Source organism: Streptomyces sp. NBC_00459 (genome assembly GCF_036013955.1).
Taxonomy (GTDB): Bacteria; Actinomycetota; Actinomycetes; order Streptomycetales; family Streptomycetaceae; genus Streptomyces.
Genome location: NZ_CP107903.1, coordinates 9401343 through 9426234 on the forward strand (window position 1 = coordinate 9401343; position 24892 = coordinate 9426234).

The following is a 24892-nucleotide window of genomic DNA, read 5'->3' on the forward strand; positions in this document are numbered from 1 at the left end:
GGAGCGGGAAATGCAGGACGCGCGAGCGGGACAGGTCGCCGGGCCCGAAGACCTCATCGATGTGGCCCGCCTGGTCACGGCGTACTACGCGCTGCACCCCGACCCTGCCGAACCCGGGCAACGGGTGGCCTTCGGCACCTCGGGACACCGCGGGTCGTCCCTCGCGACCGCGTTCAACGAGGACCACATCGCGGCCACCAGCCAGGCCATCTGTGAATACCGTGCCGCCCAGGGCACCGACGGCCCCCTCTTCCTCGGTGCCGACACCCACGCCCTGTCCGAGCCCGCGCGGATCACGGCACTGGAGGTGTTCGCCGCCAACGACGTGACCGTCCTCATCGACCAGACCGACGGTTACACGCCCACCCCGGCCGTCTCGCACGCCATCCTCACCCACAACCGCGGTCGCACGTCCGGCCTCGCCGACGGCGTGGTGGTCACCCCCTCGCACAACCCGCCCGCCGACGGCGGCTTCAAGTACAACCCGCCGAACGGCGGCCCCGCCGCTTCCGACGCGACCTCCTGGATCCAGGACCGCGCCAACGAGATCATCACCGGCGGCCTGAAGGACGTACGGCGCATCCCCTACACCCGGGCCCTGGCCGCACCCGGCACCGGCCGCCACGACTTCCTCGGCGCCTATGTCGCCGACCTGCCGAACGTGCTGGATCTGGAGGCGATCCGGTCCGCAGGGGTGCGCATCGGCGCCGATCCGCTGGGCGGCGCCTCGGTCGCCTACTGGGGCCGTATCGCCGAACAGCACCGGCTCGACCTGACGGTGGTGAATCCGCTGGCCGACCCCACCTGGCGCTTCATGACGCTGGACTGGGACGGCAAGATCCGCATGGACTGCTCCTCGCCGTACGCCATGGCCTCGCTCATCGAGCAGCGCGACCGGTTCGACATCGCCACGGGCAACGACGCCGACGCCGACCGGCACGGCATCGTCACGCCGGACGGGGGCCTGATGAACCCCAACCACTATCTGGCCGTGGCGATCTCGTACCTGTTCTCGCACCGGGAGCAGTGGCCCGCGGGCGCCGGGATCGGCAAGACACTGGTGTCGTCCAGCATGATCGACCGGGTCGCGGCGGACGTCGGCCGGCAACTGGTCGAGGTCCCGGTCGGATTCAAGTGGTTCGTGGACGGGCTGTCCGACGGAACGCTCGGTTTCGGCGGCGAGGAGTCGGCGGGCGCGTCCTTCCTGCGCCGTGACGGCTCGGTGTGGACCACCGACAAGGACGGCATCGTCCTGGCGCTGCTCGCCTCCGAGATCGCGGCCGTCACCGACAAGTCGCCCTCGGAGCACTACACGCAGCTCACCGACCGCTTCGGCGCCCCCGCCTACGCGCGCGTGGACGCCCCGGCCTCCCGCGAGCAGAAGGCGCTGCTCGCCAAGTTGTCCCCGAGCCAGGTCACCGCCGACACCCTCGCGGGCGAGCCGGTCACCAAGGTGCTCACCGAGGCTCCCGGCAACGGCGCAGCCCTCGGCGGGATCAAGGTCGCCACCGCCAACGCCTGGTTCGCTGCCCGCCCTTCGGGCACCGAGGACGTCTACAAGATCTACGCGGAGTCCTTCCTCGGTCCGGACCATCTGCACCGGATCCAGGAGGAGGCAAGGTCCGTGGTGCTCGCGGCGCTCGGCACCTGACGCGGACGAGACCTCTGTACGCCGCCGTCGGCGCTGCGATCGGCGGCGGCACACCGACGGGGCGTTCAGGATCGCAGCGGCGAGTGGCAGCGGGGGGAGCCCGGGCGTTGAGCTCCGCCTCGGACCGAACCCGGCGTACAGCCCGACTCGTCTGCCGCCTTTCATTTCCGCAGGTCAGTGGCATGTTTTCTGACTGAATAAACTCCTGGGGCCGAATCCGGGTCGAATCCGGGCTGTGAGTATCGTCGTCCGTGTCTTCTAGCCATCGGGCAGATCCGGGCATTTTGGGTGTCAAACGCGGTCTCGCGTCAGCCTGAAGTGGACGTAAGAGCTTCGGATTCGCTCGGAAGTATTTGTCCGGCGTGTCTTCCTGTTGGCCCTCTCTTGAGCCGGTGGGGACGGGTGGGTTCCGAGGGCGGAAAGGGCCAATGCGACGTTCGTGACTGTCGGTCACCTACCGGTGGCCGAGACGTCGATCACGGTGGTGCTGGCGCGCGCGGTCTCTGACTGCGTCGCGGCAGTGGCGAACGCCGTGTGTGCCCCGGCTGAGAGCAGTGCGAGGTCCTCGTCGCGGGGGCCGCGATGGGTGGGTGTTCGGGGGCGGTGAGGTGTACGTCGTCGGGGGCCGGTCATGACGGGCGGCCTGCTGGGCCTCGGTGAGGTTTCGGGCGAAGGCGGTGACGTGGCCGGAGCCGGCCGTGTCGGTGGCCAGGGTGATGTCAGTGATGCCGAGCGTGACGGCGACGGCCGAGCCGGAGCTGTGGGGCCGCCGGAGATCTTCTCGGGGTCTAGCGCGTTGTGGATGGGGCTGCGGGTGCCGCGCTCACGCTAGATCTCAACCGGCAGAGAATCGCCTTGAGGATGGATCGGGTAACGAATTCTTGGTGCGGGCGGCTCCTGGTTGTGCGGCCGTTTTGTGAAGTGTACCCCGGCTACAGGCTTAGGTGTGTGTACATTGTCAACAGTCTCTCTTGATTGATGGACTCCTGGGGTCCGTGTACGGTGATGTCCATGGCAAACCACCCCGCTCCGTCCGTCGGCGGCCCGCTTGTCACCGGCTCCGAGATCGCCAGGCTCGCCGGCGTTACGCGGGCCGCCGTCTCCAACTGGAGGCGGCGGTACGAGGACTTTCCCCCGCCCGCGGGCGGGGGGGCGACCAGTCCACTGTTTGACCTGGCCGCGGTGCAGACGTGGCTGGACAAGCAGCGCAAGGGCCAGGACGTCTCCGTGGAAGTGCAATTGTGGCAGGCCCTGCGGGCGGTCTACGGTGACGACATGATCGGCGGGCTCGCCGACGTCGCCCAGCTGTTCGCCGGTGGCGAGGCCCCGGAAGCTCTGCCGACTGACGCCGTACGACTGGCCCGGCAACTCGGCGAGAGTGGATCACCTCGCGACGTGGTGAACGCGCTTACCGAACGCTTCACCGACTCCGTACGCCGGGCCGGGTCGGACCAGGTCACCTCGCCACGTATCGTCCAAGCGGTGCGGCGCTTCGCCGGCAAGGTGCCCGCTGACGCGACCCTCTTCGACCCGGCGTGCGGTATCGGAACACTCCTGTTGACCGTCGGACCCGAGCACGGGCCGACGCGGTGCGGTCAGGAGGCTGACGCCCGCAGTGCTCGATTCGCGCAGCTGCGAGCGGATCTCACGGGGCGCGCCGACGTCGACATCGCCACTGGGGATTCCTTGCGTGACGACCGCTGGCCGGACCTCAAGGCCGATCTCGTCGTCTGTGATCCGCCCGTCGGAGCCACCGACTGGGGGCGCGAGGACCTGCTCCTCGACCCCCGGTGGGAACTTGGCACACCCTCGCGTGCCGAAGGCGAACTCGCCTGGCTGCAGCACGCCTACGCGCACACCGCGCCCGGCGGCCGCGTTCTCATGGTCATGCCCGCCTCGGTCGCCTACCGCAAGGCCGGCCGCCGTATCCGGGCCGAGCTCGTGCGGCGCGGCATCCTCACGGACATCATCGCCCTCCCACCGGGGAGCGCTGCATCGCACGCGCTCCCCGTGCATCTCTGGCATCTGCGGCGCCCGCAGAGCCCGGATGACGCCGTCGCCAGGGTACGCATGGTCGACCTCACGGCGAACGATCCGGACGGCCCGCTGGAGCCGGGGCCCAACCAGACGGCAGACGTACCCCTGATCGAACTCCTCGACGACGCCGTGGATCTCACTCCCGGCCGTCACGTCGAGGAGTCCCATCGCGACTACGCGACCGAGTACCTGGCCCTGCGGCAGGAGCTGGCCGAGCAGGTGCGGTTGCTGGCCGACCTGCTGCCGACCTTGATGGGAGGCATCGCCCCAAGTGCCTTGGAAGCGCCGTCCGTCAGTGTCGCCGACCTCGCACGTGCCGGGCTGGTCGAATACGGCGATCCGGAGCCGGTCTCGGTGAGCGAACAGCTCGACACCGATTACCTCCAGGGTTTTCTGCGCAGCGCGACGAACACCCGGCGGTCCACGAGCGCCAGCGGCACCTATCGACTCGACGGCAAGGGCGCCCGCATCCCGCAGATGGACATCGCCGTACAGCGCCGGTACGGGGCCGCGTTCCGCGCGCTGATGGAGTTCGAGGAAGGAGCGCGGAGGGTGGCCGAACTCAGCAAGCAGACGGCGACACTGGCGAGGGACGGGCTCGGCAACGGGGCGCTCTCACCTGAAGAGTGACGTCCAGCCATATCGCCGGGCTGCGGTCACGTCGTCCGCGGAACGAATGGACTGGCTGCCCCGCTCCACGACACCGCCAACGCCTCCCGCGCACGTGTGCACGCCACGAACAGCAGACACCGCTCCCGGAGCAGGTCCGAGTCGTGCTGCAGCGAGTCCACGGAGGCCGGCGTCACTTCGCGGGCGAAGGGAAGCGCGCTCGCTGTCGCACCGATGACGGCGACGCAGCGGAACTCCAGCCCCTTCATGGCGTGCATGGTGGCCAGTCGTACGCCGTCCATGCCCGGCCCCGGATTGTCTCTGACCCGGGCCACCGGCACACGGGCCGCTGTCAGCTTGTCGTACGCCTTGTCGAGCAGCACGTTGAAGCGGGCGCACACGCCGATCTCCGACGGCCGGATGCCCTGCGCGATCCAGCTCTCGACGCGCTCGACGAGCGCCGCGATCTCCGCCTGCTCCGAGGCGTGCCCATCCAGGTGTGGAGTGCGGCCGTGCAGGAGCGACCGGTAACCCGCCAGGGTGTCGCTGCCCTCGCCACCGAGGTCATCGACCGACACCGGGGTGAGGATGCCCGTCGACCAGGCGAGGATCTCCTCCGTACTGCGGTAGTTGATGCGCAGGCGGTGCGTGCGCCCGGCCACCGAGATGCCCAGCGAACCGAGTGAGACCTTCGAGTCGTAGATGCGCTGGTGCGGGTCGCCTGTGATGAACAGGTCGTCGCTGCCGGGCGCCACCGCTCCGCGCAGGACACGCCACTGGGCCGGGTGCAGGTCCTGTGCCTCGTCGACCACGACGTGGTCGTGCGTGGGTGAGGAAGTGGCCAGGAGCTCGGCCGCACGGGCGCACACCTTGAGGTGAGTGGTGACCTTCTGGTCGCGCAGCATGGACTCGAACAGTTCGACTGCGGGCCACAGCTGCTCCCGCCTGGTCGGCGGCAGTGCGCTGCCGCGACCGCGCCGGGAGGCCGCGCGGTAGTCGTCCAGGGTGCGCAGGTCCTGGGCGAGGACGACGTGGCGGTACTCCTGGGCCAGGAACTGTTCCGTCCACGGCAGTCCGAGCTTCTTCACGGTCCGCTGCCACACCTGCCGCTCCTCCCGGTCACCGATCGGGGAGGGCGCCCGCCCGTCGAGGCGGGTCACGATTCCGTGCGCGTAGGCGTTGACCGTGGTCACCTCGACGCGGGCGAGCAACGACTCGTCGTCCAGGAGGACGGACAGGTTTTCCCGCAACGACGCGGCCAGGGCGTTGGTGAACGTGGTGAGCAGCACGCGGGCGTCCGGGGAGCGGGTGAGCAGGTGCTTGACCCTGTGCAGTGCCGCGACCGTCTTGCCCGTCCCCGGGCCGCCGGTGACCTGAACCGGGCCGCCGTACGACACCCGGTAGGCGACCCGGCGCTGGGAGGGATGCAGAAACACCCGCCAGGCCGCGAACGGCTTCTCCAGGATGTCGGCGAGTTCCTCCGGGCCGGTGACCAGGGTGATGCGGCTCGCGGTGTTGGCGATGACGACGGCCAAGCTCTCGTCCGGGTCGGGTCCCGCGTCGATGGGCCGCCGGACGGCGACCACGTCCCGGTACACCTCCTCGGGGCTGAACCCCTCGGCCAGGTACTGCAGCACCTCGCACTGGTCCTCCGGCAACAGCGTCTCGAAAGCCCGTAGCTGCGCCTTGTCGACAATGGTCCGCACGGCCCGAAGTACTTGGTCGTCGATGCCGAGTTCGCGCAGCATCGTGTCCGAGTACTTCGCGAAGAGCAGCGAATCGGCGGCCTCGGCGGCCTTCTCAAGAGCCGGGGTCAGCTGCTCGATCGCCGCGACGTTGCGGACCTCCAGTGCTCGGGTCGCGGAGTTCGTCGTGTACAGCCGCTTCGCGGCCCAGGTGTAGGCGTCGTCGTGGGGGACGACGTTGACAAGCAGGAAGACGTCACTGCCGTCGTCCGGGGCGAGGACGACACCCCTCCAGAAGTCGTTGATGCGGATGGTCCGCATGCGTGGATCACGCGCGTTTTCCACGGACTCCAGGTGCAATCCCTTGTCCGCCTGCAGTTCGGGCACGGTGAGCTGTTGAAACTTCTGCATCGCCTTGCGTACGCCGGCTTTGACGGGGCGCTCAAGGACGTCGTAGCTCTCCCAGAAACTGTTGGCGAACGCGAGCTGCGGCACGAGGCGCTCTCCCCACCCAGAACGGACACTCAGTGGTCGATCATACGCGCGGGGTGCTCACCAGCCGGGCGGCCACCTCCGCCACGTCCGAGAGCAGCCCGGAGGGTTCCTGGTCGAGGTCGAGGGCGTGCTGGTGGATGACGATGCCCGCGTGCCGCACTGTGTGGGCCGCGTGCGGCGCATTGCCCTTGGCGTACACCAGGTGGCCTTCGCGCAGGCCCAGGGCTGTGCAGTACGCGAGCATCTGATAGAGGTCGGCGTCCGGAAAACCGGCCCGCTTCTCGGCCTTGTACTTGGCGTCCACCACGGCGCACGGGGCGGCGTTCTGCCCGTAGAGCACGAAATCGGGCCTCATTCGAATCTCGGCCGCCTCGTCGAGGTGATGCGGATCCTGCAGCCGCGCCGAGTGTCCGAGGCCACGGCATGCTTCCCGTAGTGCCACTGTCACGAAGTCCTCGAAGAGCCTGTTCATGTCGAACAGGAACCCGTCGACGCGCAGCCCGCCGACCGCGTGCTCGATGGAGGCGTTCTCCAAGACGGTACGGGCGAGATGCAGGGCGTGCTGGTAGCGCGAGTTGAGCCGGCTCGGCTGCCAGGCAGGCAGTGGCTGACCGCGCACGATCACCATGACTTCGGCCAGGCGGGCACGCTGGTGGAGCAGTCCCCGACGAACATCGTGAGGTACGCCGGGCAGCCGCAGGAGGCGCTCGACGGCAGCGCGCAGCAGGCGGTTCTCCGCGATGTCGGTGGTGAACTCGTCGTACTCCACCTCCACCGGCAGCGCCGCTCCGAACCGCCGTCGTATCTGCTCTGCTTCCCCGATACGGCCCCGGACGACCAGGGACGTCTCCTCGGTCACCCGGTACCCCTGGAGGAGCCCCCGCCGCAGGGCGCGGTCGATCTGCCGCTCCACTGCATGGGCGAGCGCGGGCAGCAGATCGCGGTGCCCGGTGACATCGACTTCCCCGTCTCGCCAGCTGCCCTTCGGGTCGAGGCTGTACCCGAGAAGGAAGAACAGGCGGGCGATGGAAACCTTGGGGGCGACGCGCACGGTGATCGGCTCGTCATTCCCCGGCACCGCGACCGCCACGGCGCCGACCTTGCTGCCGGCCCGCAGAGACCAGTGCCCCGGAACGTACGGATCGGGAGCCGCGTCCACTATGTCCCCGGCCGCCAGGGCCCGTCCGGCAGCGTCGGGCAGCGCGACGCGCAAGGCCGGTGCGTGCTCGACGAGTTCGACGACCCGGGTCACCCCGACGACTCCCGCACGGCGGCGAGTCCGTACCGCTTCTCGACGTCCACGCCCTCCCCGTAGTGGTACTCCTCAAGCAGCGGCAGAATCTTGGTCCGCCATGTCCGCTCCAGTCCGCCCTCCCGATAGACGCCGCTCTTCATCAGGTAGGAGGGTCCGATGCGGAAGTCGGCGTCGTCGATACGGGAGTTGAGCGCGTCGAGCAGATCGGCCGGTTCGGTGTCGCGACCCTCACGCGTGAGCCAGCGGCGCAGCAGCCCGCTCGTCGGCTCGGTGCGCGGGGACAGTTCGACGAAGGCGAAGCGGCGGCGCATCGCCGCATCGACCAGGGCGATCGACCGGTCGGCGGTGTTCATGGTGCCGATCACGAAGAGGTTGGGCGGAAGCGCGAAGTCGTCGCCGGAGTACGTCAGCCGGACCGACTTGTTGCGGTACTCCAGGAGGAAGTACAACTCGCCGAAGACCTTTGCCAGGTTGGCGCGGTTGATCTCGTCGATGATCAGGAAGTGCGGGATGTGCCGGTTGCCCTCGCGGGAGGCCAGATCGGCGAGTTCACGCAGCGGGCCGGCGGTGAGCCGGAAGGCGACCTCCCGGGTCTGCGGATCCTCCTGCGGCCGGAAACCCTCGAAGAAGTCCTCGTAGGCGTACGACGGATGGAACTGCACGAGCTTGACCTGCTCGGGCCCGCCGCCGAGGAACTCGGCGAGTTTCAGGGCGAGATACGTCTTGCCGGTTCCGGGTGGGCCGTACAGCACCAACTGTCGCTCGTCCCACAGCAGATCACGCACCTCTCGCAGCCAGGCGGTGTCGTGCACGAGGAGTTCTTCTGCCAACTCGTCCGTGGGCTCGGGCAGTTCCAGCTCACGCCTGGCGGTGAGCGCGGGGATCTCCACACTCGGGTCCCGATCGGCGGCTTCGGCCTCCTCGATCAGGTCCTCGTCGCTCATCCCCAGGCCGTCGATGAGATCCTTCACGGCGGTCAGATCGACGACGTCATGCTGTGCGGAGAGCTTCTGCTGGAGGGCCTCGGGCAGATCCTCGTACGCGTGCCCATCGTCCGCCCAGTCCACCGGTCGGCGCAGATCCGACCGGCCGTCCTCGGAAGCGAGCTGCCCGGCGTCTCCCGTGATCTTGCCGACGTACAGCCGACCGCCCGAGATGGTGCACATCGTGTCGCCGGGCCGCATCCGGGAGAGGAACATGTGCAGTTCCTCGACCAGCTGCACCTTCTGGTTGTACGTCACGGTGGAGGCGTAGTCCTCCTCGACGGCGGCGCGCAGCCGGTCCTTGCTGGTGCCCTGCTCGACACCTGGTCGCAGGTGACGTACTCGCAGGGTCACCAGCCCCTCGGACAGCCACAGACGCCGGACGAGGTCGAGGCCGGAGACATTGGAGCCGCGCACCAGCCAGGCCCGGTTGGGTCCCCACCACACCTGGTCCAAGTAGTCGGAGAGCGGATGACCGTCCGCGGTCTTCCACTCCAGCCATCCGTTGGCGCTGCGACCGACCAGGATCTCGGCGGCGGCCGACGGCGAGTTGCACTCGACGTCCGCAACGAGCTCCATCCAGCCGGGCCAGATTTCCGACTCCACGAGGATTTCGTCCTCGATCAGTCGCTGCCTCAGCCGGTACGACGACGGCATGCGGACGGGGAAGGACGGCACGACCTCCGGGCGCCCCGGCGACCCGGTCAGGACGACGAACTTCTGGCTCCCGTTCGTCCCCTTCTCTGTCAGCAGCCGTCCCCGGGCCTCGGGGCCGCCGTTCGGCAGCTTCAGCCGGAACTCCGGGTACGGCGTGCCGTCGTCGGCCATGGTCACCATTTCTCCCGTTCGTGCACCGTGCGTTCAGCGAGAACGATAGGGGGCACCGCTGACAAAAGGCGCCCCGAGCGGAGTAGTACGTACCGGGATGCGGCACGCGCCCTCAGGTGTCTCCCTTCGGCGTGGCGGAATTCGTGCCCGCTCTGCCGCGCAGGGCGGCGAGGAGTGAGGTGACCTCCATCAGCCGGGCGTGCACCTCCGCCGGGGCCGGGGGCAGTTCGTACGTGCGGTAGTGGCATGCCGCGCTGAGCGCCGCCCAGGTGGTGCGGCACCGGCGGGCGGTGTCGTGGCCCGCGTACCACTCCAGGCACAGCATCCGGTGCTTGCCGATCCGCGTCATCGACGGAGTGACCCGCTGCCAGTAGGCGTTCAGGGCCTCATCGAGCGCCATGCGGAGCAGGACCGCGGCGGCACGGGCGCGCAGGCCGGGGCCCAGAGTGGACACGCTGCCGGGCTCGGGCAACAGGAGACGGCCGGCGGCGGTCACGAGGGTCTCCGGCGACGTGCTCATTGGGTACCGCCGGCGCTCTGCGTCCCCGTGCTGTTCCGGATCGCCGTCGCGAGCGCCTTGGTCCGGCGGACGAGCTCCTTGCGGTCGCCGACGGTCGGCAGGGGAGTGTGGGCACCCGAGTTGAGGGCTTCGACCAGCGCCCATCCCCCGGGGCAGATGCGCTCGACGGCCGCACGGGCGTGCTGTTTCTCGTCGCCGAGGAGGGCGAGGGACACGTACGACTTGGTGCGCTCAAGGGACTCCACGCGTTCCTCGACCGCCCGCAGCCCGAGTCCCTTCTCGTCGCGGAGCCTACGCCGCACGGTTTCCAAGCAGGCGACTTCCACCACTCCTCTGCACATGGCGGGCAGCACGTGATCGGCCACGTCCTGCGGCAGGTTGGGGTCCAAGGAAACCGCCCGCGCCTCCGCGAGAGCCTGTTCCACCGGGTCGGTGAGCGTCTCCACGCCCACCACCGAGTCGGTCTGGCGGCTCACGCGCAGGACGGTCGCCTTGATGCCGAGGTGGGCGATGGCCTGCTGGAGCCGGGTGTCGTGGGTGAAGACGATCACCTGTCTGTCCTGAGCGTACGCGTCAAGCACTCGGGCCAGACCCTCGACCTTCTCCGGGTCCATCGACTGCACGGGGTCGTCGATGACGAGGAACCCGAACGGACTGTCCGCGTGCGTGGCGCGCGGCAGGAACAGGGAGAGTGCGAGGGAGTGCAGTTCGCCCTGGCTCATCACGCTGTAGGCGGGGGCGGACATGTCGTCCACGGAGACGTCGAGTTCTACCTTGCCGCGACCGGGAGTGCCCGCGAGGGTGACGGATCCGAGCGTGACGCTGCTGTGCTCGCACAACTTCTGCCACACCTCCTGGGACCGCCGGGCGAACGGGCGCAGCCGCTCGTCGCGCAGTTCGTCCACGATCGGCCGCAGCCAGGTCCGCGCCTTGCGCGCGTGCTTGCGCCGCTCGCGCGCGGCCTCGGCCGCCTCCTCCGCGCCGAGCCACTCGGCGAGCCGTACGGCGAACGGCTGCCAGGCACCGTCGTGCTCGGCGAGCCGCCCGGCGGCCTCCTCCCGCACCTGCCGGCAGGTGTCGTCCAGGGCCGCCACGGCACGCTCGACGCGGTCCGCCAGTTCCCTGGGGTGAGTGACGTCCCGGCACAGGGCCCATTCCTGCCACAGGGCCGTGAGCGGGGAGTTCTCGCCGCGCAGCCACACCGGAACCGGCTGTACGAGGCCGTGCACGGCCCGTACGGCGACCGCCACCTCCTGCCGGGCGGCCTCGGCACCGGCGGCCTCCGTCTGGAGCCGCTCCACCTCCGCCCGCGCCTGCTCGGCCCACGCCCGGTCCAGCCGGTTCTCGGCGCCGCAGACTGGGCAGTCCGTGCCCTGCGAGCGCCGCTGGTGTTCGACCGCCGCCTCCAGCAGCCGGGCCAGGCGGCGGGCCTCCTCGGCGCTGCCGTACCGGGTTTCCTCGGCACCGATGGCGGCTTCCCTAAGCCGGACGACAGCCCCGCGGACCTCCGCCGGATCCGGCCCGGCGAGGCTCGCGTGCCGACGCAGCAGGGCCAGCTCGGCCTCGGCGGCCGGGGTACGGCTCTCCAACAGCGCCCGTACCCGGCCGAGGTCGCGCTTGGCTCCCGACAGCGCCTGCGCGGCCTCGCGGGCCCTGGCGTCGTCGAGCGGGCCCAGCGCGTCGAGGAGCCGCGCGGTGAGTGCGTCCGCGTGCTTGATCGCCTGCTCGCACTCACTCGCGGTGTCCTTGACCCGGCCGTCGAACTCGGCGAGCAGTTCGAGCCCGAGGAGCTTGAAGAACGCGTCGTGCAGGCCGCCGAGCGTGCCGTTGATCATCGAACCGAGTTCGCTGTACGGCAGGAAGGGCCGGGCCAGGTCCAACGCCTCGGCGTCGACGACCTCCTCCAGCTTCCGCTCCGAGCCGTCCGATCCCTCGACCTTGGTACGCGCCTCATCGACCTTGAGCCCATGCCAGGTTCGCCGCAGGGTGACCGCCTCGCTCCGTTCGCCGACGGCCAGCTCGACGCAGACCTCGGGGGTGACGTCGGGACTGTGCAGGTTGCGCCAGCCCTTCTGCCAGTCGGTTGCCCGCCGCCCGTCCCACCGGGAGTTGCGCCCCGTCAGCGCGGTCTCGGCGGCTTCGGCGAAGCTCGACTTGCCGGAGCCGTTGGGACCCGCGACCACGACCAGGCCCGGCCCGGGCGGCAGTTCGAGAGTGGTCCGCGGACCGATACCGCGCCAGCCGGCTGCGGTGATGGACCGGAGCTGCACGGGTCCGGCTCGCCCTCCGCCGCTTCTGGCCGACTCCTCGGGGAGCAGCGCGCGCAGCAACTCCCGCACCTGAGGCGCGAGATCGGAGTGGTGCAGGCGGTGGAGCAGGAGATCGCGCAGGGACGCAGGAGGCTGATCGGTCATGGTCGGTTCCCGTTGTCGGGCGCGGCGGTAGGGGCCACGCGGATTGCTGGTGTGTCTTGTTGGCGATTCGAGCATGACGAAAGCGTGTTAGCACTGTCAACACATTTACGTGAATCCATGCACTCGAATTTGTGTACGCACCCTGCGCGCCGTCACGCGGCCACGCGCCCATGACATCGTGTTGCGATTTTCGCAACTCGCCCATATGGTGAACTCATGGATGAGTCCGTAATCGATCGTGTACGCAAAGTCATGACGACGGCCTCGATCAGCCAGGCGGCGTTCGCCGAGGTAGTCGGGCTGTCTCCCGACAAGTTGTCGAAATCCCTCAGTGGCGTCCGCAGGTTCACCTCGTACGATCTCGCCCGGATCGCGGAGTTCGCCGGCGCCACCGTCGACTGGCTGCTGACCGGTCGTGAACCACTCCGCCCCCCCTTCGCCGCCCGCACGAGCACTCCGGCAATGGACGAGCAGGGCCGCGGCCAGCTCAAGGACCTCGTCGAAAGGTTCACCACGGCACACGAGGTGATCGACCTGCTGGGCCTCTCGCCCCGGTTGCCGGAGCTGCCCGCTGTCCGTTCGGACGTGAAGCGCTACGTCGACCAGGGCGCGGCTCTCGCGGAGGACGCACTCGCCTCGCTCGCCGCCACCGGCTCACCGACCATCGGCGACATGGACACGGCCGATCTGGTCCAGGCTCTGGAACGTGCCTTCGGCGTCGACGTGGCCAAGATCGCTCTGCCGGACGGAATCGACGGCGCGGCCTGGCAGGCGGACGGATTCCGGCTCATCATGATCGCCCGGACGAAGGCGCCGACCCGCCAGCGCTTCACCCTCGCCCACGAACTCGGTCACATCCTGGCCAGGGACGCCCAGGACCTGCTGACGGAGACCCATCTGGCGCCCGGGCGCCAGAAGGACCTGACCGAGGTGCGGGCCAATGTGTTCGCCGCCCACCTCCTGATGCCGCACAGTGAGATCAACTCGTGGGTTGGCGAGAACGGCCTCACGGACGAGCAACTCACCTCACTGGTCGTGCGCTTCCAGGTGTCTCCCAGCGCACTCGCGGCACGGCTCGCGCAGTTGCGTCTGATCACCTCGGAGACTGCGGGCAGGCTGCGCGGACTCACGACGCGGGACTGCCACTGGTTGACCGGACAGAGCGACCTGTTCGAAGCCGGCAAGACGTGGTCACTGGCCAGGCGACTGCCTTTCCGCCCCGCCCAGTTGCTGTACGACGCCTACCTCGCGGGAGACACGACGCTACGCCCGCTGGCCGCCTACACGGGCCAGGACGTGGACAGGATGCGGGAGTTGCTGGAACCCGAACCGGCTCCGCAGGAGGACGCGGCGTCTGGCAGTGACGTGGACGATGGAGACCTGGTCTTCCAGCCATGACGCGCCACTGCTGGTTCCCCGACAACACCGTGCTGTGCAATTTCGCCTCGGTCGACCGGCTGAGCCTCCTGGAGAAGGTGCTCGACGGCCGCGGCCGTTGGACACAGGCCGTGGCAGCTGAGGCGGAGCAGTCGGCGCGGTACTGGCCGCCGCTGAGCCAGGTCCCGGCCGACGGATGGCTCGGTGAGCCCATCGAGATCGACGATCCCGCCGAAACGGCTCTGGTGGACCGTGTCCGCCGCGTCGTCTTCGCCGGCGCCTCGGCGCGGCCTCTGCAACACCTTGGCGAGGCGGAGACGCTGGTCGTCATCGAGCATCGCAGCGGCTTCGCAGGCTCGGTGTGGATCACGGACGACGGCGAAGCGGGCCGCTACGCGCACCGCAGGGGCATCTGTGTGAAGGACACGGTCGGCATGATGCGTGAGGCCGCCGTCGGGGGTCTGGTCACGGCCGGCGACGGCCGTTCGCTGCTCCTGGCGATGGAACAGGCCGGACGCCACCTGCGCGGCATTCCACAAAGGGCGGAGGACTTGTTGCGCTGACGGGAAGCAGGACTCGTCGGGAAGACGCGCCGCTTACCAGGGTTCGAGGTCCTGCCGGGCTGGGTCGGTTCGGGCAGGCCTGCTTCACGGGCCTGGGGGTGGTGGCAGATGCCGTGGGCGCTCTTGGCGTCCGCGACACCGTCCGTCTCGGCGGCGTACCTGATCAGGTCGCGCGTAGGTCAGTCCGGGAAGTCGAGCGCTTCCTGACCTGGTCCGGGGCTGCGCCGGGACACTCGCGGTGGCTTCGGTTCCTTGGCCGCGTAAGGGGGCACGGGCAGGATGCCCTCGCCTCGGAGGTCGTCGGTGGTGATGAGCGGGCCGCTGCTCACGGCGTCCAGGAGCCGGGCCTGTCGGGGTTCGAGGGCCACGAGGAGCCCGAGCGCGTTGATGAGGTCCAGGAGGTCGACGGTCCACCGGGAAGGCCAGGTCGGGGGCAGGATGTCGTTCAACGGAGTCTGCCGTTCCACGTCCGGCCTGCGCTTGCGGAAGCCGAACCACTTGCGGATCACCTGCACCCCGCCGATCCGGTAGTCCCAGACTTCCGGCGCCACAGGGCGAATCGAGCCCGTGCCCACCGTGAGGGTTCGCGTGGGCGCGTCGTAGGAGATGTCCTCCGGCGGCCCATCGTCCTCTCCGATGGCGACGACACAATCCGGCTGCTCGTCCTGGGGGAGCCTCGGGGTCGAACCGGGCGGACTGCCGGGGTGGTGAGAGGCGAAGCGTTGGCCGTACGTGTGGATCCACACCGTGCGCCTGCCCACCTCCACGACCTCCGCCCACAGCGCCGGGTCCCGCGTCAGGGGGATACGGGCGCCCCGCTCGGCGAGGTTCGCGGTGAAGCGGCGGGTGTAGCCGCTGTGGCCGGCGGTACCCGCGATGTACGCAAAGAGGTCTTCGGCGGTGACCGCCACGCCGTGCGTCTTGGTGAGCAGCCGCAGCAGGCCGGGCGTCACGTTCGGTTCCGCCTGGTGAGGGTGGCGATAGAGGGGGGCGACGCGACCGCCTTCGGTGCCTTTGAAGTGATGAATGTCGGGCAGGAGGGCGGTGAAGCTCACCGCAGGGCCTGGGCGACCTGACTCTGTGTGGAGTTCGGACAGGTAGATCTGACGTCGGTCGTCGTGGGCGAACCACAAAGCCGGCCGCGGCCGGTCGATCACTCTCCGGTCAGCAATGATGTACTGCCGGTCGAAGGTCATCCGTCCGTACCGGACGATGACCGGAACCGTCTCCTTCTCCGCGGCGAGACTGCCCTTCTCCTGCTGACCGGGCAGGGGTGGTTCCGGTTTGTCCGGGCGGCGGTCTCCGGTGCTCTTCATCAGCGCCGCTTTGGCTTGCGCCGGAGCCTGGACGAGCCTGCGCCAGCGCTGTTCCAGAACCTTCCGGCTGGGTGAGACGGGCCAGCTGCGGTTGTTCTTGTTGCCGGAAGTCGTCCAGGGCAGCAAGGCGTCCACTGGCGGCATGGCCGACCACTCGGCGTCGGACGTGACGTGAAAAGGCGTGGTCCACTGTGTGGGGCAGAGCTGCCAGGAGGTGCCGTCGCGGTGGCCGTCGAGGCCGAGCCCCTCCAGCCAGTCGAACTTCTCCTCGCGTGTGCCCGCGGGGACGTCGAGTCGCCAGACCCGTGCCGGTGTATCCGCGTCCGGAGCGCCGTGGCGGACGAAGACGGCGATGCAGATCTCCCGCTTCACGTCCTGGAAGACGCGGGTGCGTGTGTCGGAGTAGGCGCCCTCGGGGGAGAGACCGATGACCCAGCCCTCGTCGGCGACCTCGCGCAGGTAGTGGCGCATGCCGGCCGCGCCCTCGCTGTCCAGGAATCCGGAGTTGGTGATGAGGGCGACGATCCCGCTGGGCGCTTTCGGTGTGCCCGAGGCCGTCAGCTGGTCGAAGACCTTCCAGGTGGACCACGCCCAGAAGTAGACGTAGAGGTTGTCGAGGGCGTATCCGACGCGCCCGTTGTCCTCGGGGTGGAAGCGGGTGAGGATCGGGCCTTGGCCGTTCGGGTTGCCCTCGGTGACCCAGCGTCCGACGCCCGACTGTTTCGCGCCCCGCAGGTAGGGCGGGTTGCCGATGACCACCATGACCTTCTCGTCCGCCTTGATCTTGTTCGCCATTCGGCGGTGGCGGGCGATCGCCTCGTACATGAAGCCCAGGTGGTGCTCGACGGCGGGATCGTCGAGTGTGTCGGCCACCAGGAGCCTCGGTGGGCGGCGTGTGACATCGGCGTCGTGGGACTGGAGGGCGTGGTGCACACGGAGTTCGGCGACCGCGTACGGCCCGGTCTGCTTCTCCAGCCCGACCAACCGGCCGGAGAGTTCCCGCAGGAGCCCGGACTTGAGGTGCCTGCCGTACTTCAGCGACAGGGACTTGGCGACGTGGTCGATGACGTTGATGAGGAACGTCCCGGTGCCCATGGCCGGGTCTACGACGGTGACGTCGTCGCTTCCGTACCCGTCCTCCTGGCCGAGCCGCTCACGCAGCACCTCGTCGGTGAACCCGACCATGAAGCGGACGACTTCGCCGGGTGTGTAGTACGTCCCCGTCCGCCGTCGCAGTTCCGGGTCGTAGGCGCCCAGAAAGCCCTCGTACAGGTGGAGGTAGGCGTCTCCGGTCTCGTCCTTGAACATCTCGGGGTCGACGGCCGATATGACGTCGATCAACGGGTCGATGACACCCCGCAGATCATCGAGGGCGTCGTCCGTCAGCACCGCCAGCGCCTTGCCCATCAGGGAGTGCCGCTTGCCTAATCGGATCGCGACCTCGGGGAGGGTGAGCCTGCCCAGATCGATGTGCTCAAGACGGGCCAGCAGGACGGCGAACGTCAGCGTCTGGCTGTACTGGTCCGCGAACTCCTCCGGACGGGCGTCGGGGAAGAGCAGGTCTTTCCAGTTCCCGGCCAGGATCGAGAACGCCGCGTCGGCCTCCCCGTGTTCCTCGCGGGTGAGGCGTTCGGTGACCTCGTCGCGCAGCAGGGCACAGATTCCGGCGATGCGCCGGACCAGTTCGTCGATGCCGCCGTGGACGATGGGCGCCGGCATGAAGAAGTGCGTGAGGGCGCGCTCGAACCCGGTGTCCGCGACGACGAGTTGCCGACGACCGGATTCCAGGTCACCGACGAGGATTCCGGTAGGGCCGACCCGCACGCCGAAACGGTAGACAGCCCACTGGTATCCGTCGGTGTACAGCACGTTGTGGAGGGCCTTGACCTTCTCCCACTGTTTCCGGTCAGGGTTCTTCACCGACCACTTCTCCGGATCGGCCCCTTTGCCCGGCTGCTTCAGCTCGACGTGCCCTATCGTCCTGCCGCCGCTGGTGATGGCGAAGTCGGGCCGGATACCGAGTTCCTTGACACGGCTCTGACCGTGGGCGGTGAGCTTGAGGCGTTGCCGCGAGGCCATACCACGCAGCAGTTGCTCCACCGGCGCGGTGAGGCTGTCCTCCCTGCTGCTGACCGCCCCTGCCGGGCCTTGCAGCTTGGCCCTGACCTCCTCGCCGAACCGGGCGACGAGGTCCGCGACCGATTCGGTGGTGCCCTTTCCCGTCCGTAGGTCCCCTCGTGACATCGGCCCCCCAAGGCTGCGTGCACGCGCAGTGATCAGACCCATACAGAATGCCCATGCGATTCCAAGTCGCAAACGCCGGTAGATGTAGGTCAGTTGGCGGCATGTACCGAAAACCTCGCATACGGAGGGAGCGCGGTCGTCACCGAACCGCCCTCCCTCCCCCGGTCGGCCCGGGACGCCGACGGTCAGCGGACGACGAGGCCCGAGGGCCCCACCGCCTCACCTCGCCCGTACGACGCGGAGCTGGAAGGCCAGCTGTACTCGGTGCTCACCAGGAAGCCCGGCATGTCCGACAGGGTGGGCGGGTGGGCGTGCGCCGTCTGCCGCACCGCGCCCGCCACGGTCCTCGACCACTGCCACGAACACGGCTATGCCCGCGCCCCCTTCTCCGAACTACCGGTGCGATCCGTCTCGTTGGGGCCAGATCGCACCGGTTCAGTCCGTCGAGAACGCTTCGGCTCCTGATGGAGCGGCGAGAAGTACAAGTTGCGTGCGGACCAGGCCGGGGTGCTGACCAAAGCATTCGTGATGCGGAATGCTTTGGCCATGAGCGAAGAATCTGAGCGGCTAGCGAAAGCTCTTATCGAGTTCCGGGAAGCCGAGGGCATCTCCGTGAGGGAGCTCGCATATCGCACCCAGTTGAGCCAGGCGACCATCAGGCTCCACGAGAGTGATCGCGGACGCCCACCCGTCCCCTTCGCTGCCCGCCGTTTCGAGGAAGTACTCGGCTGGTCACCGGGCAGCATCCCGACCGATTCGCACGAGACGACGGATCTTGAGCTTCCGCTGGACTCCGGCCCTGCTACTGGATAGTCCGAGAGATCAGGTGGTCAGAGGGTGCTGGACCACCCGGCGATCTGACCGAAGGCGGGCAGGCCCAGGTGAATCACCGAGGGCTTGAGTGCGGCATTGAGCTGGGCCAGTTTCTCCTCGGCCCCGGCCAGGCTGATCTCCAGGCCCTCGACCTCTGCGAGCCAGCCTTCGCGCTGAGCTTCGGCGATCCGGTCGAGTGGGGGGCCCTTGCCGGTGCCCCGCGTCGGCAGGACGGGGACTACGGGCCGTGCCCTCGCGGGTGGGCGTCGCCTGCGGGCCACCCGCGGGGCACGTCCGCGGGAACCGTTACCGGCCGCGTGGACCGTGGCCGGTCCGGCAGCGCGGGCAGCGGCACGGGGGCCACCCGAGGGAGACCGGCGGGAGCGTGCCCGCGCCGGGGGCGTACACGGTCGGTTCCGCCGCGCCGACCCAGTGCCCCTCGCCGTCGAGGCGGTAGGTGCTGATGGTGATGCGGGACCTGCCCGGTTCGGGAGGCGTTCCGGCGTTCACCGCGCAGCCTGCGACGGGGAGCAGGAGGGGCGGCGCCGCCACATCGGGAAACCGGCTGCCCCAGGCAGGGACGACGGCACCCCGCGCGTCCGGTGACACGCCTCGCGCACCGGGCTGTGACCGAGGGTCGACGCCCTCACCGCTCGCCACCGTCGCGGCGGGACCCGGGCGGCAGTGACAGCACATCCGTTACGGGCGGGAAGCCCGGCGCGCAGTCCTGGCACGCGTACACCGTGAAGCCGGGACCGGAGCCCTGGTGCACCACGGAGACGACCACCGGCGCATCGGTGATCGCACAGCAGCGCACACACATACGCACCGGCACACGCGTCCGCCCCGCGTCGCCCGCGCACCGGTCGCCGTCGCGACCTGCCGGGGCCGTCCCGGGACGCTCGCTCCGCCCGCCCGGCTCAACCGGCTCCCTCGACTCAACCGGCCCACTCATCGGGCCACCGCCTCTGCGCCGACCACATGCCGGTCAAGGTCGATGCCGAAGTCCGCCGCGAGCGCCATGGCGACCCGGCGTCGACGCTGTCGCGCCCGCTCACTCTCCCGCTCCCGTTCCCGCTCGGCGAGAACGACATACGGCCGGACCACGGCCGTCGCCTCGCCGGGCAACGGCCCTCCGAGGCCGTACGGCGACCGCCGCACCGGAGGCCACGGCGCGGTCGCAGGGGACGCCTCGGGAACACGCACGGGGGTGCATACGGCGGCGTTCACATCCGCCCGGCGCCTGCCGGTACCGGGCGCGAGCACGCCCAGGATCCATCGCGTGAACGCGTGGATAATGCTCACTGTCATCAGCTCCTCAGGGGCTGGTGGCCATGCCCCCGGACGTTCGCCGCGTCGCGGGGGTTCTCACGCTCTGGACGGTACTTCCATCTTGTATAGGACGTCTAGGACGTTGCCCATATGCGCAGCGTATAGAACGTACCTAACGTCCTAGTCATGGAAATTGATCGTTTCGATCCGACGCCTATCTACAAGCAGGTGGCGCGAGTCATACGGGGCAAGATCGAGTCCGGCGAACTGCGTCCGAAGGACCCGGTCCCGTCCGAGTCGAAGATGGTCGCCGACTACGGCATCGCCAGGGACACCGCGCGCCAGGCAGTTGCGCTGCTGCGCTCCGAAGGATGGGTGATCACCCTTCCCCAGCGAGGCACGTTCGTTGTCGAGCAGCCGCCCGCGAGCAAGCCTGAGACTGGCGAGTCCGCCGACTGACGTGCGACGTCCGGCCCGGTGTGCCCTGGCGATTCTGGCCGAGTGAGGGGCACGGCCGACCATGAGCACACTGGATCTCGTCTGGTTCGAGTCCAGCTACGGCGTCGCAAGGCGAAGAAGGCCTGAAGGGTGTCCCGCGTATAGGACTTCAAGGGCGTGACGTGCTCTCACCGCGCCGTCGGGCGTGCGGAGTGGTCGCGGTTCGTGGCGGAGGCCTGAGCATCGTTTGCCCCGGCGGTTGCATGGTCACGGGTCACGTTCGCCGCCGGGACACCCGGCCTGCGGGGTCAGTCGGTGGCCTGCCCTACAAGCTTCTCGGCCTCGTCGCGGAGGCTCCTGATCTCCGTCAGGGCTGTTTCGCGTGCGGCGCTGATCTGCGCACCCGGGTGCGTGAGATCGCTCAGTGAGTGTTCCACCTCGGCTATCCACTCCCTCAGGTGCTGCTCACCGGCGGCAACGAGGTCGGTCCGCTGTCCGAGCGCCACGTTGGTGAAGTGATCCCGGAGCGCCCGTCGGCGCTTGCTGATCGCCATCCGCTTGCTCTGGTCCTGCGCGATGCTCTTCAGGTCCATCAACGGGCCCATGGTCGCCATCGCCCACTGCACTGTGGTGGCCGCTCCGGCAACCTTCTTGGTCGCCTTACCCTTGCCCCACGGCTTGAACTTGCCTACGCCATCGGTGATCTTCCCGCTGGCGTCGAGCACCTTCTGGCCCGCCCGGGTCTTGTTGAGCCAGTCCGCGACATCGGCTGCCCGCTCGCTGCTGGCAGCGACCCTCTTGACCCACACGTACAGTCTCCCGGCCTCCACCTTCGCGGCCTTCTCCGCCGCTTCCCTGATCGCCCGTTTGTACGGTGACTCCGTGGGCGCGGCGAGCGTGGCCTCGGGTGAGTCGACGACGTTCACCCAGTCCTCGGGCTCCGGCACACCATTCCCGTACTCGGCGACCAACGCGTCGAATGTCGCCCTCACCGATGAGGAGAACCTAACGTCGAAGTCGGTGCGGGCATCAACCACCTCTCCGGTGACGGCAGTGGCGATGTCGACCGGGACGACGCCGTTCTTCTCCGAAACACTGTCGGCTGCTCTGCCTCCAGCCGTTCTGATCCTGGAAGCGACGACCTCGCTCTCCCTCTCCAGGGCGTCCCGCACCCCCTCCTTCGCCCGGGAGAACGACTCCTCGACCTTCTTCGCGGTCTGGGCGGCGTCGAGTTCCTCGCCGTCCAGTTCCCACCGCTGTTCGGCGTGCCGAAGAACCCGGATAAGTTCGCACGCCTGCGCCGTGGGTCGGACACTCTCGACGCCGGGGGCGATGATTCTCCGCAACTCGGAGGTGAGGGCTTCGATGCCGCTCTCCGATGCGAGCAACTCGCGGTGCTTGTCCGTTAGTTCGGGGTCGTTGGCCGCGTCGACGTAGTCGCGAGCGTCGGTCGGGACGATCGGGACTCGGTCGGCAAAGGGGCCGAGCCGCTTGCGGATCTCGTCGAGGATGACGTCGCGGTCGCTGTTCTCGGCGCTCATCTTGTTGATGACGACCACGCTTCGGTCGGCGAACCCGTCAGTGTCGAGGGCCTGGAGAATGGCCTTGGTCTCGGACTCGCCCGGCAGTTCACTCGTTGTCACGATCATCAGCGCGTCCGCACCGCGCACACCACGCCGGGCAGCAGCGGAGTGCTCGTCGTTGCCCGACAACGTCCCGGGCAGGTCGACCAGCGTCACGCCGTTCCACGGATGCAACATCGCCTCCTGCGTCTTGGGAGCCGCGTCGACGAGCCTCTCGACTTCGGCCGCCGGAAGCCGGCGCAGTGCCGCGATGAGCATCGACTTCCCGGCGCTGTACGGACCAAGGAGCGCGATCCGCAGCGGGCTCGTGTCCGCTTGGGGCAGGCTCGCTGTCAGGTCCCGGGTACGAGGGTGAGTGTTCAGGACCTCCTCGGCCTGTGCGCTCAGCGCAAGTACGCGGGCGCTGGGACCCCCGTCAGTCGTCAGCCGCGTTCCCATCGCCTTCTCCGCTTCTTGATTCCGAGCAGATCTCGATCCGCTCGGTGAGGACATCTACGAGGTGCTTGTGCAGGCGTGCCCGCATGTCCGCGGCACAGGACGTGTCAGTCCAGACGCGGAGGTCGACCCCTGGCGTCCGGCGTGCCCGGCGGATGGCCGCCGGGTCCCCGCCCGCGAGAGTTAGAAGCCGACGCGTCAGCACGAGGTCGATCGCGTCGAGGGCAGACCTCACGGCCGACCGCAGCCGACCGAGCTGCTCGAACCGTTCCCTGGTGCTGCTGATGTCGGCGGCCTGCGCTGCGAACTGGGTCTCGATCTGAGCCGTCGCGTCATCGACGATGCTCGCCAACCGGGCATCGGCCCAGTCGAACAGCTCGTCGAGGCCAGCCTCGGCCGCTGCCGTGGTCGCGCTGGTCCACTCGTCCTCCGCCTGCCGCGCGCGGTCAAACTCGCTGCTTACCGCTTTCGCCGCTCCGGTCAAGGCCTCCGCCGCGTAGACCGCCGTCACGGCGGGAGGGGGGACCGCGAGCTTCTTGGGGAGCCCCTTGGCGGCGAAGGAGCTCAGGAAGGCTGTCGCCGCCCCCTTGGCAGCCGCTGTCACGATCTTCCGGTCAGGACGGGGCCGTACACGCGGGTGCTCGGCGTCCTGCCGTTCCGGGGCGCTCACCCGCGCGCGCAGCACCCGCCTTTGCTTCCGAGCCTGCTGCTCGAGTTCGCTCTCAAGACCAGAGCACAGGCCGTCCAGCTCCAGTCCGGTGATGAAGTCGCTCCACCGCTGGGCATGATCCGCGCCGCCCAGGTCCCGAACCAATTCCGGCAATCGCTCTTTGACCCGGTGGCACTCGGCTTCGAGCCGTTCGTGTGAGTTTCGGCCCGCGGTCCGGAACGCTTCGAGCAGCGCGGCCTGTTCATCCGGCGTCGAGCGTTCGAGTTCGCCAAGTGCGAGACCGATCTGCGGGAGTTCTTGGACCGCCCGGTCGTGGAACGCGGCGAGCGGCGCACGTACGCTTTCGGCCAGCCGGACGGCGCGAAGCGGAATCGCGCGCTCGGCGAGGAGCCGGCCGAGGGACTGCTCCAGTTCGGGCAACCTGCTCGCCCGCAAGGCCCTGTCTCCCAGCTTGCGATCCTCCGTGGACAGCGCCTCGTGCGCGGCGCCTGAGTGGACCGCGAGGATGACGGGCGGGGCGACTCCGACCGCTCTGGCGACCTGTTCGATCCGAACGGCATGCCCCGGCGCCGACTTGAACTCTCTGTTCGGGGAGTCGGCGAAGAGCTCAAGGCGGACAGGTGTGTTGACCAGCCCCTTCACATTGACGACAGCCAGCAGGGGTTTCCCCGAGAGGAGAAGACGCCGGAGTTCCGCGGACTCCTCGTCGCGCAGCGTGTCGGCGTAGTTCCAGATGACCGCGTCGGCGCCGTCGCACGCCGCCCGCGCGCGCTGCGCGTCGAAGTCGTCGTCCTTCGCAGCGAAGCCCGGCGTGTCCAGATAGGTCACTGGGCCGACGTCGAACGCGGAGGTCTTCCGTGTGGTGCGATGTGCCCCTCGCCCGATCCCGGATCGGTCCGCGTCACGCGTCAGGGCTTTGCGAAGCGTGGTCTTCCCGGACTTGGTCCTTCCGACGATGGCCACGAACAGCCTGCCTCTGACGGCGGGTAGGGGCCGCATGGCATCCCGCAGTTCGCGTTCGAGCGTTCCGATGCGGCCGATGATCCCGACGAGTTCCTCGCTCTCCATCGCGTGCTCGGAGTACGGCGTTCGCTGAAGGCCAGCCTCGGCCTTGGCCCGAAGAGCGGACTGGATGTCGCGGTAGTCCGAACGGCTCGTGTCCACCGCCCCGGGGGGCAGCGCGAGTTCGCCGACCAGGGGGTCGAGGGCCGTACGGAGTCCGGGATCTGCAACCCGTACATCGATGGCCGCTGCAACGTGGTCGAACAGCACGATGTTCTTCGTGTACCAGGGCTCAAAAGCGCGCAGCTGGTCGACATCGTGCCGGGAGGCGACTGCCAGGAGCCCCGACACGAGCCGTGCGGCCGAACTCATGGCAGGCGGCGCGGACAGGGATGCGGTAGTGGTTACGGAGACCGTCGCCGACGCGTGTTCGATCACGGCCCGCGCGTCGTCCGCCGCAAGCAGCTCAAGAGCGCTTCCCGACACGGCGCCGGTGTCGCGGGCCTCGATCGCCCACACCAGGGCGTCACGCCGGTCCGACCTGAACCCGGACCGCGCGTCCGGCCCGAGCCAGCGCCACCACCCCGGTCGCACGGAGAGGAAAGCCTCGTACGCCTTCTCTGCCGCAACGAAGTCCCGCGCCTTCTCAAGCCGTGTCACCAGATCCCGGTTCCGCAGATCCCGAGCTGCCGAGACGCTGTG

18 protein-coding genes are annotated in these 24892 nt (G+C 69.0%); 6 read left to right on the plus strand and 12 right to left on the minus strand.

What is annotated here, in order from left to right:
- Positions 1-10: 10 nt before the first annotated feature.
- Together pgm and OHN74_RS41240 are read left to right on the plus strand one after the other, a co-directional pair.
- Complete coding sequence (gene pgm / locus OHN74_RS41230) at positions 11-1651, plus strand: phosphoglucomutase (alpha-D-glucose-1,6-bisphosphate-dependent) (protein WP_327699681.1); 1641 nt, start codon at positions 11-13, stop codon at positions 1649-1651.
- Positions 1652-2662: 1011 nt separating this feature from the next.
- Positions 2663-4318, plus strand: a complete 1656-nt coding sequence (locus OHN74_RS41240; protein WP_327699682.1) for an N-6 DNA methylase — start codon at positions 2663-2665, stop codon at positions 4316-4318.
- 26 nt (positions 4319-4344) lie between these two features.
- On the opposite strand, the gene OHN74_RS41245 is transcribed toward OHN74_RS41240, so the two are convergent.
- The 5 genes from OHN74_RS41245 to OHN74_RS41265 all read right to left on the minus strand — a co-directional run bounded on the left by OHN74_RS41245 (position 4345) and on the right by OHN74_RS41265 (position 12477).
- A complete protein-coding gene (locus OHN74_RS41245) occupies positions 4345-6477 on the minus strand; it encodes a UvrD-helicase domain-containing protein (protein WP_327699683.1) in 2133 nt (710 codons plus the stop codon).
- A gap of 40 nt (positions 6478-6517) precedes the next feature.
- Positions 6518-7729 (minus strand): McrC family protein, encoded by a 1212-nt coding sequence (locus tag OHN74_RS41250; protein WP_327699684.1) that lies wholly within the window; start codon positions 7727-7729, stop codon positions 6518-6520.
- Positions 7726-9543, minus strand: a complete 1818-nt coding sequence (locus OHN74_RS41255) for a DUF4357 domain-containing protein (protein WP_327699685.1) — start codon at positions 9541-9543, stop codon at positions 7726-7728. Before OHN74_RS41255 ends, OHN74_RS41250 begins: the two co-directional genes overlap by 4 nt.
- A 112-nt stretch (positions 9544-9655) precedes the next feature.
- Positions 9656-10063, minus strand: coding sequence for a hypothetical protein (locus tag OHN74_RS41260; protein ID WP_327699686.1), 408 nt, complete (start codon positions 10061-10063; stop codon positions 9656-9658).
- Positions 10060-12477: an AAA family ATPase gene (locus OHN74_RS41265; RefSeq protein WP_327699687.1), complete on the minus strand. Its 2418-nt coding sequence runs from the start codon at positions 12475-12477 to the stop codon at positions 10060-10062. The genes OHN74_RS41260 and OHN74_RS41265 overlap by 4 nt, the downstream gene beginning before the upstream one ends.
- A 216-nt stretch (positions 12478-12693) precedes the next feature.
- Between OHN74_RS41265 and OHN74_RS41270 the strand changes: the two genes are divergently transcribed.
- Together OHN74_RS41270 and OHN74_RS41275 are read left to right on the plus strand one after the other, a co-directional pair.
- On the plus strand, positions 12694-13875 hold the full coding sequence (locus OHN74_RS41270) for a helix-turn-helix domain-containing protein (protein ID WP_327699688.1): 1182 nt from the start codon (positions 12694-12696) through the stop codon (positions 13873-13875).
- Positions 13872-14417 (plus strand): hypothetical protein, encoded by a 546-nt coding sequence (locus OHN74_RS41275; RefSeq protein WP_327699689.1) that lies wholly within the window; start codon positions 13872-13874, stop codon positions 14415-14417. The genes OHN74_RS41270 and OHN74_RS41275 overlap by 4 nt, the downstream gene beginning before the upstream one ends.
- A 179-nt stretch (positions 14418-14596) precedes the next feature.
- Here the strand turns inward: OHN74_RS41275 and OHN74_RS41280 are convergent, their stop codons facing one another.
- Positions 14597-17977, minus strand: coding sequence for a type ISP restriction/modification enzyme (locus OHN74_RS41280; RefSeq protein ID WP_327699690.1), 3381 nt, complete (start codon positions 17975-17977; stop codon positions 14597-14599).
- 185 nt (positions 17978-18162) lie between these two features.
- Entirely contained in the window at positions 18163-18306 is a 144-nt protein-coding gene (locus tag OHN74_RS41285) for a hypothetical protein (protein ID WP_327699691.1), read from the minus strand.
- Between the two features lie 217 nt (positions 18307-18523).
- Here OHN74_RS41285 and OHN74_RS41290 point away from each other — a divergent pair, with 217 nt between their 5' ends.
- Entirely contained in the window at positions 18524-18790 is a 267-nt protein-coding gene (locus tag OHN74_RS41290) for a helix-turn-helix domain-containing protein (RefSeq protein ID WP_327699692.1), read from the plus strand.
- A gap of 17 nt (positions 18791-18807) precedes the next feature.
- Here the strand turns inward: OHN74_RS41290 and OHN74_RS41295 are convergent, their stop codons facing one another.
- The 3 genes from OHN74_RS41295 to OHN74_RS41305 all read right to left on the minus strand — a co-directional run bounded on the left by OHN74_RS41295 (position 18808) and on the right by OHN74_RS41305 (position 20101).
- The gene (locus OHN74_RS41295; RefSeq protein WP_327699693.1) at positions 18808-19071 is read right to left on the minus strand and encodes a hypothetical protein; all 264 of its coding nucleotides are present in this window, start codon (positions 19069-19071) and stop codon (positions 18808-18810) included.
- A gap of 25 nt (positions 19072-19096) precedes the next feature.
- A complete protein-coding gene (locus OHN74_RS41300) occupies positions 19097-19399 on the minus strand; it encodes a hypothetical protein (protein ID WP_327699694.1) in 303 nt (100 codons plus the stop codon).
- Positions 19400-19741: 342 nt separating this feature from the next.
- A complete protein-coding gene (locus OHN74_RS41305; RefSeq protein ID WP_327699695.1) occupies positions 19742-20101 on the minus strand; it encodes a hypothetical protein in 360 nt (119 codons plus the stop codon).
- A gap of 147 nt (positions 20102-20248) precedes the next feature.
- Here OHN74_RS41305 and OHN74_RS41310 point away from each other — a divergent pair, with 147 nt between their 5' ends.
- A complete protein-coding gene (locus OHN74_RS41310; RefSeq protein WP_327699696.1) occupies positions 20249-20521 on the plus strand; it encodes a winged helix-turn-helix domain-containing protein in 273 nt (90 codons plus the stop codon).
- 287 nt (positions 20522-20808) lie between these two features.
- On the opposite strand, the gene OHN74_RS41315 is transcribed toward OHN74_RS41310, so the two are convergent.
- Together OHN74_RS41315 and OHN74_RS41320 are read right to left on the minus strand one after the other, a co-directional pair.
- Positions 20809-22521 (minus strand): GTPase, encoded by a 1713-nt coding sequence (locus tag OHN74_RS41315; RefSeq protein WP_327699697.1) that lies wholly within the window; start codon positions 22519-22521, stop codon positions 20809-20811.
- Positions 22499-24709, minus strand: coding sequence for a GTPase (locus OHN74_RS41320; protein WP_327699698.1), 2211 nt, complete (start codon positions 24707-24709; stop codon positions 22499-22501). The genes OHN74_RS41315 and OHN74_RS41320 overlap by 23 nt, the downstream gene beginning before the upstream one ends.
- Positions 24710-24892: the final 183 nt, after the last annotated feature.